The sequence below is a fragment of the Paenibacillus sp. FSL P2-0136 genome (assembly GCF_037975325.1).
GTDB lineage: Bacteria > Bacillota > Bacilli > Paenibacillales > Paenibacillaceae > Paenibacillus_AQ > Paenibacillus_AQ silagei.
The window spans coordinates 905,522-919,828 of sequence record NZ_CP150244.1; the positions used below are offsets into that span (position 1 = coordinate 905,522).

Consider the following 14,307-nt stretch of genomic DNA (forward strand, 5'->3'; position numbering starts at 1 on the left):
TTATGAAGAAGATTTTAAGCTTGATGCTGGTACTATCGCTTCTCGCATCAGTAACGCCTGTTTATGCGAATGTAGCAACAGAGTACAATTATGAGTTTGGTGTGAAAACAGGAGGAAACGATGACGGCGGAACAGGTGATGATATTTACATGGGCGTGAGTACCTATGAATCTGGACCAGCCTCTGATTATGCAGCAAATTTTGGCGGAGCTCCCGCTTGGTCTGATATAAGACATACCTTTAAAATGGAAAATATTCCACCATGGAGAATGAATGAGCTCGTTTTTTGGCTGGTGGGCAGTGATGACTGGTACGGTAAATCTGTGGATTTGTATCTTCCCTATCTTGAGGGGAATACCAATCCGGCTAAGGTACAGACCATTAAAATAGATTCCTGGACAAGAGACCAGGGCAGACTTTACCGTGACATTTCGGACGTAACCAAAAGAAAATTCACAGATATAGGCTATGTTGATGAGCTCGGCGGGGAGTTCTACCTGGATGCGAATTCGTCGGGCTCTGAACATGCAGAGTGGAACAAATATGTCAGAGATCAATATGGTTACTATGACATCATGCAATATGAGGATGCTCCTGTATTCAGCTATTCTGTTTCGGACGACGCTGTAGGCAGGGATTGGTTAACATTTGAGGAGCCTACAAAAACAAAAACGTTTCAGCTCAATATTGACCGCAAGAAGCTTCACGATCAAATGGTTGCACAGAACAAAGCAGAGATTTCGCTAACCTACAGGGTGGCGCTGCTTGCCCAGTCTACCAATGCTGAAAGCCTCGGGGGGACCTTTGCCCATACAAGCTCAGGAGATCCCGAGGTTAAAACCTATTTAACAACAAAGATAGGGCAAGAGAATTACTATTATAAAGATGTAACTTATACGTTCTATCGTAGTATATATAACCTCGGCAACCCCGATATCAATCAGACGGTTACCTATTCGCCGAGCCAGGACAACCGGTATCTGAATCGTAAATTTACAGATGTTAACATCACAGTTGAAGCGGTTTCCATTCATAAAAAAGCCATGACGCAAGAAATTAAAACGGAGCTCATCACAAACTTCCAGGCAACGCCTGTGTTATATCTTGGCAACAGTACGGAAACACCGCTTGCCGACCTTACCATGACCAAACTGCAGGGCAATGACGGCAAACCAAACGGCAAACTTCAGTTTACCGGACAAGTGCCGCTGGATGTTAGCGCAGTTGAAAGCGAGGGCATAAGGCTTCAGCTTAACAACGTATCTACCTATCTTATGAAAAAGGGGCGCGCTCAGGCCTATTATTTAGAGAATCCAACTCCAGAATCACCGACATCACAAAGTTTTTATTTCTCAACTCATAAAGTGGACACAAAAACACCAACTGTAAGAGTGACCGATAAAAATGGAAATGACCTGGTGGGGGAAAATTCCATTCAAAACAACATCAAAAAGCTGCATGAATTTTATATGGTTGCCAGCGAAACACTCTATCCAGACGGAAATGTCGCCCACAACGAGTCGAATCAAAACTATTTGAATTATGAGCTATACAAGAAAACCGGCGATTCCTATGAACCGGCCGTGACAAGAATAACAAACTTTGACGGTACAGGAAACAGAACAAGAGTTACCGCACCTATTAACACGCAGGTTATCAATGGAGTCAGCATAAAGCTTAGTCCAATCGATCGGGCGGAAGGAGAATTCAAGCTTCGTCTGTATGGATGGGATCAAGCTGACAATCCGTTGGGCGGAGATGCCGGATATGCAGAAATTGAAAATATCAAAATCGACAACCTGGCTCCGCGGGTGACCGTACATGAAACTGTACATCCGCAAGATGCGCAGCTTCGCAAAAGAAATGAATACCGCTTTGAAATGAACGACCTTGAGCAAAGCAACAACGGCTGGTCAAGGACTTATTATACCTTTGTAGACGGAATTGCGGCGCCGCCTGACACGCCAATAGATCAAATTAAACCTGCCTCCAAAGAAATTGCTTCAACTCAAGGGCTGTGGGCATTTGTAGACTCAGAAGGTGACAGCACAACTACCATTCTATCCATTCCAAAAGGGGACAACTTTGAGGGAACGCTCTATTATTTCACAGTAGACTCACTTGGAAACGATTCTAGAAACGAGCAAGCCTCTAGATACTATAAAAAGCCTGTGAGTATGTTCAATGGAAATGTTGCCGACACCCTCCATACGGAGGATTCCAGTCTTCCAAAGCCGTATTTTGACATTAGCTTTGACGTAAGCAATCCAAACTTTGAAACGAGTTACCGGTGGATTTCTGCTCCTGGCAATGACAAAAGCTTTACACAAAACTTTAGAGTTTATGAATCAAGCCAAGATGTTGGTGCAGCTGAAAAATCGAATCTTAGCGGAACCAAAGTTTTGATGGACGGGAAATATATACTGGAATATCGTGTGAAAAATAAACAGTCTGGTAACACTGCTGAATTTTCACAAGTCTACACGTATGACGCCTATTCCCCGGAGATTAAATATACCGCAATAAGTCAGCACGATCATTTCAAATCATCACAACAGTTTAACGTGAAAGTGACAGACCGCAGTGGAATTGCAAGTGCATATTACTATTTATCTAAGCCAGACTCAGAGATCAGAATTGAAGCTATGCCCAACTATCCGCTGACTCTGACGCTGGACAGTGACAATATAGCACAGGTTAATCAGACCTTGACTCTAACAGGACTTCCATCAGGTGCGTACAGCATTGTTGTTGTGGCACAAGATCCGCATGGACGACAGAGCAAGAAGGTTTCCCCCTACTTTGGCATGAGGTCAGAAGCTGCGATCATTGACACATTGAAATTTACGGAGTCAAAGACTGTAAACGGAATGGGTACAACAACGGATGGAACCTATAGTGTCTATGCTGTCTTGAATGAACCGCATGCAGCATGGACTTCTGATAGCGCATTGAAATATCAAAACCCGGTATATTATGCAACAACGGACGGCATGCCAACAGATACCGGCGCTTTAGTTCCTGAGTTTACAGCGAGCAACAATTCCGGCGGGAATTATGCATTTACACTCGACACACCGGTTCCGCTTCAGGAAGGTGTCAACACTATCTATTTCCAGTTTGGACTCATCAATGCTCCTGCGGACGACAAACCTGAATTTTTAACAGAAGCAAAGCCGCTCACCATTCTTTATGATAGCCAGGCACCAACCTTTGAATTGCCGGACTATAGCACCATTCAGCCAACCAACGCCTCCGTGACAGCAACAATCATCGCAAGTGATGCTGGGACAGGGATTAGCAAACTGACAGTTGCACCAGAGGATGCAGACAAAATCACGGTTTCTCCATATACAGACGGTGCATTCACAGTAACGGTAAGTGAAAATATATCAACAAACCTGACCCTGTCTGACGAGCTTGGAAATCATGTTCTGGTTCCTATTTCCGTATCTAACATTGACCGGTCAGCTCCCTCTGCGCTTGCTTCAAGTAACATCGTGACCAAAGGAGCAAGACAAGATGGTGTGATTACCGTTGAAGTGTCAGACAAGAACGATACAACCGTTTCATTCGCGCTTATTCAAGACCCGGCAGACAACCATATTCTAACCGAAGCGGACTATGCATTGTTTCAATCAAACCCATCCGTGGAAATGCAGAGTAGTCCGGTAATCATTAATAGCGAAGGCAACAAACAGAGAACCTACTCCATTGAGTTGAAGGGGCTTAGTGGAAGCTATGCCATCGGGGTCAAAGCCGTCGACACCGCAGGAAATGTGACTGAAAAAGTGTTCTTTGACTCAAAACTAGACCTGGTTGACGCGGAGGCATCCATTGTAAGTGTCAGCGCAAACCCTGCAACAACAAAAACCACCGCAACGGTTAGCGTTTATTTTAACGTTCCAGTCACCGTGATGCCTAACGCACCTGTAGAGGGTGATGTTGTGGGTGAAATGGCAAGGTCGAACCTTCTGTATACAGGACTTCTAACAACATCGGCTGACTACGTAATGGACTACGAGGTTGTAATTCAAAACAATAATACAATCAGCCTCTATATTCAGGACGAGGTTGGAAGGGATAGCGTTCTAGAATTCACGCCTGATGTTAATTTCGTTACAGGATTTGATATTTCAGGTCATGTAGAGAAAAATGGTCAAACGATCCAAAACGGCGGGTTTATATCCTATAACCTGGGCGATAAGCTGTATTATGTTGTCGTTCCGGATCCAAAGTATTCCGGACAATATTTCTTTGTTGAAAATGCTGTGTTATCCGGATTAGAACTGAGTACAGAGCTAAGTGTTCCTGACCCTTCATTTACAGAAGAAGAAGGAAGAACAGCTTATTCGAAGCTGGTATTTGAAGCGCTAAGAGACGGCAAAACAACAAAATCAGCTTATTTCGAGTCATACACGGCAGAAGGTATGGAAGCTGACCGGATGGAAGCTGAATATGTTGCCATTACTGTGGTTGATGAAACTGCACCTGTTGCCAAGGTGGACTATTCAAGCACGGAGCCAACCAACCAAAATGTTACCGCAACACTGTCTGTCTATGACCCGGAAAGCGGGATATTAAAACTGGAACGTTCGTATGACGGCATAAGCTTCAGCCCCATTGACTCTGTTGTTTCGCATACCGAAACCTTCGAGCAGAATGCAACGGTATATTTCAAAGTGACAAACAAAGCCGGAATAGCAACGGTACTGCCGGTAACAGTCTCGAATATTGATAAAACGCCAATTACGCAAGACAAGCACTACACGGTGGAATACAGCTACGAGAACTATCTTGGGAACTGGGTTCCAATCACAGAAGGAAAAGCCTATAGAAGGGTTATGGCAACGCTCAAGTTTACCGGAGGCGGAAAAACTCTTTCTATGACTAACAACAACGCAGCATTCTCAAGGACTCTAACTGAGGATAATAACACATTCACATTTGAGTTTAAGGATCATTCGGGCAACACAGGTTCTCATACAGTTCGCTATAACCAGTTTGACAACACCATTGGACAAACATCCTATGTGTTATCGAATACGGCCAAGACCAACAAAAATATCTTTGCAACGATCACTTTAACGGATGATTCAGGTGAAATCGCATTCGCAGAGGTGAAGAAAGGCGATGTGGTGTATCCCTTCAAAGGGGAGCCGCTTGAGAATGAATATGTCGTTGAACTGGACAGCTCAGGAATTTACAATGTGACAGCCTATGACTACGCTGGAAACCGTTGGACGACTCCGATCACCGTCCCAAACATTAACAAGGTAGCGCCTACTGCAATCGCAAGGACTTACAGCACGCCTCCAGCCACCATTACTGCACAAAGCGTGAATGTGGAGTTGACCCAGTTCAGCAAGGATATCAAAACGATTACAGTCACTGGTGTAGAACCTACCGGAAGCCTAACTGCCAACGATATCGTCCATATCCCCGGCACAAAAGCTGTTCGCTTTAGAAAAAATGGTACAGTGTCCATGTTCTTTGTTGACGACTATGGCAACGAAGGACAGGAAGTGATTACCATATCGAATATTGTGTCCACACCGCCGCAAATCAAAGCCACTGCCACATTAGCTGAAGATAAGCTGAGCGTGAATGTAACCTTTGACCAAATCCGTGACAGTGACGGCGTTCCGCTGGACATTCTTAGAAAACTAACAGACCTTACCGTTTCTTATCGTGGATATGAACATGCACTTCTGACTGAAGTGAAGGACGAGTCCGGCGATGCCCTGTCCTATAAAGAGGCAGTAATCAACGTTAAAACTAACGGAGAGCACGTCTTTCAAGTTAGGGACCAAACAGGCATCACGCAAAAAATTCTCGTAACGGTTGAAGGCATTGAAGTGGGCGGCCCAAGGGTTAAGGAAGTCCGCTGGACATACAAATATCTCGAAAAGAACCAAAGCGGCGAATGGGTGGAAAAGGATCATCAAAACAAGATTGTTGTTGGTGTGGACACCTCTGGAAAAGAAGAAGGATATGTTGTGGGAATCGACAAGAACCCGGCAACAAACCAGAATGTGAATGTCACGGTAATCACGGATAAAGATGCTAAACTCGTGGGCGGAAACGATCCTTGGGAACAAGAGAAGTCAATGAACTATAGAGAAAATGGACTTTACAATTTTAACCTTGAAGGAAGAACAGGGACCTATACCTCGTATGGTGTCGACATTGGTCTAATCGATAAAACATCTCCAGAGCTAAAACTTAAAAATGGGGAAGAGCTAATCTTCATCGAAGGCATGACGCCTAAAAAAGATGCCTCCATTGCCTATGACAAGTCCAAGCTTCTAGACTTCGAAGCATGGGATATGGTTGCGGGTAAAAAGGTGGACCTGACGAACCGGGTCACCATAAGCTATGGATCAGGCGGACGGGTGTTTAACCCTGACAACATCTCGGCAAATGAATTTGTCCGCTCGAACCCGTACTATATCGACTATACGGTAAGAGATGATGCAGGGAATCAGACCACTATTCGCCGAACCGTTCGCCTGGTAGGTCTGTATGACACCATAGCCCTTGTGAACGGCGTGATGCCAGACAGTTCCAATGCTGCGTCGGTTCTTGGCAACAAAGTTGAAATCTCATTGAAAAATTTTTCCGGGATCTCGTATGCACGTTATGAAAAAGGTGTCTTAACACAAGGTCAGATGAAAACAAAAGGAACGGTCCTTCGGGAGAAAAGCGGAGTGTATACCCTCGATAAGGTTACGAGCGGCTGGTACACCGTATATATCCAAACGGATAAACGCGACTATTTCAACATTCATGTATATGTCTCAAATCAAGGAGGGAAATAGGCAATGACGTTCTATAGAACAATGAAACGCAGCATCGCTGCAGCTATTATTCTATCCATGCTTTTCACTTTTGCCAGTTTCCCTGTTCATGCTGACGCTAGCAATGCGGATTATTCCATTGCGAACGAATTTATGAAATATTCAATCAATTCAAAAACGGGTGGTTTCTCCATTGAAACCATTGACGGTCATCCGCAAAAAGCGTTTGACAACAACCTTCCGCTTCTTTATAAGGAAGATGCGGCAAGGAGCAATGGAACATCCTTCACAACCGTTCGTATCGACGGAAAGGATTTTGTTTTCGGTCAGGAGTATGGCTGGTTTGGCATCGATACAAAGCTTCATGAACCTGTCGTTTCAGAGCAAAACAGGCTTTTAACCATTGCATGGGACATTAAGGGCTATACCATCACACAAAAGGTGTCCATTTCGATTGACCCTAACAACTCCAGAGCTGGAAACATTGGTATTTCATATGATGTGAAAAATAACAATGCCACAGCCGGAACGGTGGGGATCCGGCTTCTACTAGACAACGCGCTTGGTTCAGAAATTGATGCACCTTATGCATTGGTTGACCCGTCGCAGCCGACAATCGTTGAAACCGAATATAGCGGTGACAACCTTCCGCAGCAAATTAGATATGTTGATTCGCTTTCAGCTTCGAACAAGACGGCTTATGCCCTCTTGTCCGGCTGGAGCGGCAACAAGGATGTGAACGTTGATAAAGTGATTGTCGGGCACTGGATTAATCTTGCAAACACCAGATACGATTATACACCAAACCCTAGTGTTGACTTTACTAATTACTCCAACCAATACTTAGTTCCTGACACTGCAACGGCTTATTATTGGAATGAAAAAACCATTGAGCCGGGTCAAGTCAGAATTTCTGAAATGCTCTATGGTATCGGTAACTTTGCTGAACAAACCAAAAAGGAGCATGTATCCATAGGGATCCACACTGAACAAGTATTACTTACTAACGACAAAAAAGCTTATGAAAACAATGGTGTTTTTAAAGCAAATGTAGTCATTGACAACAGTGTCTCAGGAGCAAAAGAACTTATAGAACCCATTGTGAAGCTTAGCCTCGAAGAGGGACTTGTGTTTGCAGCCACGAATACACGGGAATACACGGTGAAGATTTCGGGCGGTCTTAACATTGGAACGGTGTTTAATATTCCGGATGTTGACATTATTGCAGAGACACAGTCTATGATCACATCAAAACGTCTGGTCGTTTCGTTAAACGCCACAGAAATTATTGATGCTAGCACAAATAAAGTGGTTGACTATAGTGCAAACACAAACATTTTGATTCCTGCAGTTAAAGGAAAGCTCCCGGAAGTTTCAATGAAGCATGTTTTCCCGGCGGCAGTTTATTATGAAGGTGACAAAAACCTTACCGTTTCTGGCGATATGAAGGTTCTGATGGAGGCCCTTTCGGGAAGTGACGGATGGAGTCTGTACCTTGTTCCAGCATCCGGCGCTGAGGCTGTTCTGATTGACAAAAGAAAAATAAGTTTTATTGATGAAGGTCAAACGCTTGCCTTCTCAACGAATCAGACGTTGGCGGTTGGAAAGTATGACATTGAATTTAGATTTACGAATCAACAGCTGATCGAGGCCTTCGGTACCAAAATTAAAGCAACAACTACAGTGGATGTCACCAATAATTTAGCGGATAGAAGTGCAAGCTACGGTATTGTTTCGCTAGTCCGGTTCACAGACGCTGCAAACAACAGACAGTTATATGATTATATTAGTTTTACAAACGAAGATGTAATGAAGAAATTTATATCCGGCGGCGTGAAAAAAGATGGCATTCTTCACAAAGAAATAGCATTTGAAGAAAATAAAACAGAAATTCTGTTGACCCTTCGCGGAAAAATCAGGCTTATGGATACGGGTAAAGAAAAATATTACTCTGCCAGCAGAGCCGATGGCGATATTACCATCAACAGCATCCTGACCTATGACAGCAACGAAGCTCTTAAGATGACCGTTGACAACAAGGGTGCAAAGCTGGAAGGCGATGGTACCGTCAAAGTGATCAACTCGATTAATATTTGGCATAATAAGTGGCATTTCGAAGCCAATAATGGAACCAAATATACTCTGAATCGGGAGGCTGTTGCCGAGAAGACTGCTCAGGCCTTTGAACTTCAGCTTGGAGATGCCGGTTCTATGCTGCAAAATATTGCAGGTTTTTTGATCAATATTAAATATGGTGTGATGACCCAGGACGATGATGATTTCGGAATCAGCTTTGGCGGAAGGATTTCAATGCCTTTAAAAGCTGCTGATCCAGCGAAGGGTGAGGAGCATTATGATTATAAAGGCTCACTGACAGCGAACGTTCAAGATGTTCTCTATGGCAGTAAAGACAGCGAAATTGGTTTTGTTGGCATTAACACAACACTATCTGTAGCCCTGCCCAAAGATATATTAGGCCCATTAGTAGGAAACGAGGCCGGTGTTAAGGCGGATATAACCATTAACACCATTGATGATATTTATAGCATTGATGCCGGTGTTTCCGTTACCATGCTGGAAGTAGAAGGGTCACTGGCACTGAAGAAGGTTCCTATTAACGAAGTTCCCAAGATGATGCTTGATAAACTCACCTTCTTTTTAGCGCCAACTACAATGAAGGTTCCTGTGGTTGCACCTTATGTATTTATCACAGGCCTTGGCGGAGGGATTTCGAACCTTGCAGACACCGTTGCCGGAGAACCGGCAGGTGAACTTCCACCCCTTACCATTCATCTTCAAACGAGGCTTTTAATTAATGCGATTATTGTAGGTGACTTTAAGCTGGATGCAAAACTATCGGGTCTTGCCATTGAAGGTACCGGCCGGTTAGAAAAAGATGAAGAAGGAAGACTTCTTAATATTCAAGCGGGAATGAATGTTCAATGGATCTCGCCGTTTCAGCTCAATGCCTTCGGCAGCATCAGTATTCATGCCGGAGCCATTCGTGGCGGGATCACGATTAAAATTACGGAAGATTATTTTTATGGTTATGTTTATGCAGGGCTGTTCATTCCAGACTCCATCCCGCTGCTCGGGGGCAAGGAGATCGCAGGTGTTGAGGCAGCCGTCTCATCTGACTTTGTGGGTGCAAACTTTAAGGTCATTGGGGTGAAGCTGGGCTTTATCTATTATTGGAACGGTGACCTCAGCTTTGGCGGGTCCATCGACCTCTCTTCAAGAGGAGACGCCGTTCACTATGTCCACTCGGAAGCGCTGGACGAGAGCGGCAACCTTGTGCCAACCACCATGATCTATGGAACGAATATGAGAAGACTAAGTACGGAGGCCGTCGCTAAGACAAGGGCCGGGAATGGGGTTACAAAAGAGATTAACCCGGCAACAAAGGATGCACTTCTCTTTGAAATTCCACTTCGTGGTTTAATCAAGCCTTCTGCATCAGAAATTAATATTACCAATCCAAATGGAAAAAGATTGACCATGGTTGAAGACGATAATAAGGGCAACGGAAACTATCTTGTTCAATCTTTAGATGGCACTAATTATTTGTACATTTCAGTCACTGATCCCTCTCTGATTGTTGGGGGGAACTGGTCCATTTCAGTTTCAACACCTGAGGTTTATATAGACAACTTTGCAGTAAACAGTGTTGACTATATGCCAGAGCTTACAGGAGTTAGTGCTTCTACTAGCACAAATACAAGCCGTGAACTTAACGTTTCTTGGACAACGGACAAGCAAGGCCAATATTCGGGTGCACTTAATGTCTATGTCACGAAAGACCCGTCAATCATGAAAACCATCGAATCCTCTAACATTCAAGATACTTCATCCTTAATTAGTATCGGTAACCTGGAGTTAGATGAAATCGAATCAGGTTCTCATGTATTCACGCTTCCTGAGTCTTTTCCTGAAGGGAAATATCACGTGGTTGCAATGCTTGTTAACCATCAAGGCGGAATGAGCAAGAAAATCACTGCTTCAACATTCACTTTCACAAATCCATTGCTCCCTCGAAACCCAAAATCTGTGTCTGCGGTCTACAGTGGTGACGGTTATGTGAAGGTTGGCATAACGGGAAGCGACGACACTGCAACCCATTATCTTGTGGCGATCCAAGACGAAGATGGAGTTGAGGTCGAGAATTCCTTCGGTCAATTTAAAGTGGGCAGTGACATCATTCTAAAACCATTAGAAAACCAAACCAACCGGCCTCTATTAGAGGAAGGCAAGACTTATTTTGTTAAAGTGCAGGCTGCTAGAATTGTGGAGTCTGCCCTGAAACAGGCGGAATATTATCGTTCAACCGAATTTGCATCATCGCCAGGCTTTGTTATGCCTTCAACGGATAAACCTCAGCTTGTAAGCGTTGAGACAAACATTGACAGATCCAAAGATCGGTACTATTTAAACACTGACCAAGTAAAGGCAACGTACACCTTCGACAGACCTGTTAAATTGACCTTCAACCTTAATACCGAAGATAAAAACACGCCTCAAGAGTATAAGAAGGTCTGGTCATTTGAAGAAAGTGTTGAAGACGGCCAGCAGCTGATTGACTTTGTAGCGGTGGCTGAAAACCGTGACACCCTCCAAGGCAGCAGGTCATCAGGGGCTATTGGATTTACTGTTGACACTCAAGCACCTGCGTTACTCCTTGATGAAGATGTTCAAACCAGCCTTGACGGGGAAAACGTTGATAACACCGTCAGCAATCAAGTTGTTTTTGTTGGCGCAGACTCAAGCTACAGCTTCCGTGGTCTAACAGATCCATCCGCAACATTAACGCTAGACGGCACTTCAGACGGAATTGTTATCAGTCCGGACGGAACCTTCGTTGTCAATCGTAAGGCCTCGAGTGAGGACCCGAACCAAACCCTGATGCTTAAAGCGGTTGATGATGCCGGTAACGAAACGGCTGTTCCAGTGTATCTTGTGAATCGTGTTTTGTCAGAGTATGAAAGCATTAAACTAATCTCTGACCTGGAAGGCTCCGAGGATCAGCCTGATTCGATCGAGCTTGGCATAGGCGGGACAACGGCGCTGTCTGTGAAAGCTCTCCGCACAGTTAACGGTACCGTTCTAAAAGCAGAAGACGTTGTGTGGGACGTTCTTTATAATCAGAACATCATCAGACTCTCGCAAGATGGGACCATTGAAGCATTAGCTCCAGGCGAAACGGCCATCAAGGTTAGTTATAGACTGTCTGCCTTTGAAGGCCAGGACGGGAAGACGGTCTATAAAGAACTGTCAGACGTTATCAAAATCAAAGTAAAAGATTATGGTTACCGTTATGAAGTTCGTCAGACACAAGGGTTCTCGTTGTACACCATATACACTGAAATGAACATGGGCAAGGCAACGGTTGTGATTGGAGGCAACAAACAAACTTTGTTATATGACAATCTTAAGAAAGCATATATTGGTGCTTCAAAGGAGCTTGTCACAGGCGAGCAATTAACAGCCAAGCTTGGTTTTGAACCAACGGTGAAATCTCCTGTTCTTCTGCGTGGAGACACCGATGGCAGTGGTGCTATTGATAAAGTCGACGTTATGGCAACATTGAATGCTATTTTAGACAATGTTTACAACGGTTTTAGTTCTGTAGAAAATTGGATGAGAGCTGATACAAACGGTGACGGCATTGTTGATATTGTAGATGCGCAGCTCACACTAATGGAGGCACTTAAAAGATGATCAAATACTTAAAAATCATTTTGTGCATCATGCTTCTAGGGGCTGCCCTACCCTCATATGCCTATGGCGCAAATGATGCTGCAGACCTTAGTTATCGTGTGGACATCACAGTAACGGACAGCTCAGGTTCCTTAAAATCATCATTTGAAGTTGGAGAAAAAATATTTGTTAAGCTAAGTCTTTCCTATACGGGTGCCGGAAGGGCGCCTGTATATGGCTTTCAAGGAAAGCTGCAGTTTGATTCTTATGTACTGGAAAATACCGGTGTGAATGTGGAAAAGGACATTTCAATGAAATATTCCGATGGTGCTATCAACTATGTCTATCTGGATATGACCGCCAAGGGAAGAGAGGATTCCATACTGAAAAATATTGGAACGGCTGTATTTCAAGCTAAGAACAGCGGCACGTTCAGCATCTCTTCAAGCAGCTTCATTCTGACGAACAAAGATGCGACACACCGGTATATTGAACCGGTTGAAGATGTGCAAATTATTGTGGGCGATGGAGTAAAGGACCCCTCAAAATCTCTATTATATGAAGACATTGTTGCTGCAAAAGCTTTACTTGCTTCAGTTACTATTGCGGATAATCCCAAAAACATCTACTATCCGGATCATTGGTATCCGACAAAATCCGCTCAAAAACTGAGAGAGGTGATTGTCGGGGCTGAGTCTGTTTTTAATAACAAGGATGCGCTGGCGTCTGAAATCACTGAAGCTATTGAAAAGCTTAGCATGGGTGTTTCCGATTTCGAGAACTCCAAAATTGTCGGCCCGAAACGTTGGGCTGCTCCGGCCGACAATACCACAGTCAATAACACCGCAGTTGATCTGTACTATTCCGTTAAAGCTTCTGTTAAAGGCGGAAATGGCAAAATTGCCGAGGGCTTTGAAGCTCAGACCATTCGTGCAACAACCTCTGCCACCATCAGAATGATTCCGGATGAAGGGTTTGAGACCGAATATATCTTTGTCAACGGTGACAAATTTATAGGCCATGACATTTACACCATTCCAGAGGTTAGCCGTGACACCATTGTGGTTGTAACCTTTGCTAAGAAAACTCCTTTTACAGATATAGCACATGACGATTGGTTCTATCCTTCTGTAAGGTATGTGTACAACAAGGGACTATTCACGGGAACCTCTGAGACGGAATTCTCACCCTCCGGGAAAATGAGCCGTGCGATGCTGGCCACTGTAATCTATCGTATGGAAAATAAACCGAATGTTACATTTGCCAATGTATTCTCTGATGTTCAAAGTGGCCGTTGGTATTCAGATCCGGTGATTTGGGCAAATCAAAGTAACATTGTTAACGGGTATGATAAGGGTAAATTCGCTCCCAATGATGCCATCACCCGTGAGCAAATTGCTGTTATGCTGCATAGATACGCAAAGGTTAAAGGTGTTGACCTTCAAGCTAAAACTTCCAGCCTGAGCTTCAAAGATGCAAATCAAATTTCAGGCTATGCCAAAGAGTCCATTACTTGGGCTGTGTCTAAGGGCATTATGAAGGGCAACACGGATTTGACTATTAATCCTTCGGGTCTTGCAACCAGAGCAGAGGTTGCCACTATGCTCGAAAGGTTTAGTGAGTTGGACTGAATTTCAAATAAATACAAACCGCCCCGAAATATTTATCTCATTAAATAAAAAACCGCGAAATAAAAAACCGCGAAGCCTTGCTGCTTCGCGGTTTTTCTGTGTTTGCTCTCCAAAGCTTTCATTATTCTTTTATTCCCTTCCTGTAGACTCAAATATACAAGATATGATTCTGTCTATGAGAA

3 protein-coding genes are annotated in these 14,307 nt (G+C 44.0%); all 3 read left to right on the top strand.

Going from position 1 to position 14,307, the window contains the following annotated elements:
- Positions 1-2 precede the first annotated feature (2 nt).
- From NYE26_RS03760 to NYE26_RS03770, 3 genes are read left to right on the top strand one after another with little or no spacing between them, the layout of a single operon-like run.
- On the top strand, positions 3-6,821 hold the full coding sequence (locus tag NYE26_RS03760) for a hypothetical protein (RefSeq protein ID WP_339253966.1): 6,819 nt from the start codon (positions 3-5) through the stop codon (positions 6,819-6,821).
- A 21-nt stretch (positions 6,822-6,842) separates the two neighbouring features.
- Positions 6,843-12,515 (top strand): hypothetical protein, encoded by a 5,673-nt coding sequence (locus NYE26_RS03765; RefSeq protein ID WP_339253968.1) that lies wholly within the window; start codon positions 6,843-6,845, stop codon positions 12,513-12,515.
- Positions 12,512-14,125: an S-layer homology domain-containing protein gene (locus NYE26_RS03770; RefSeq protein WP_339253970.1), complete on the top strand. Its 1,614-nt coding sequence runs from the start codon at positions 12,512-12,514 to the stop codon at positions 14,123-14,125. Before NYE26_RS03765 ends, NYE26_RS03770 begins: the two co-directional genes overlap by 4 nt.
- Positions 14,126-14,307 lie beyond the last annotated feature (182 nt).

Coding starts and splice junctions, on each gene's coding strand:
- NYE26_RS03760 (WP_339253966.1), top strand. CDS start 3: ATGAAGAAGATTTTAAGCTTGATGCTGGTACTATCGCTTCTCGCATCA.
- NYE26_RS03770 (WP_339253970.1), top strand. CDS start 12,512: ATGATCAAATACTTAAAAATCATTTTGTGCATCATGCTTCTAGGGGCT.
- NYE26_RS03765 (WP_339253968.1), top strand. CDS start 6,843: ATGAAACGCAGCATCGCTGCAGCTATTATTCTATCCATGCTTTTCACT.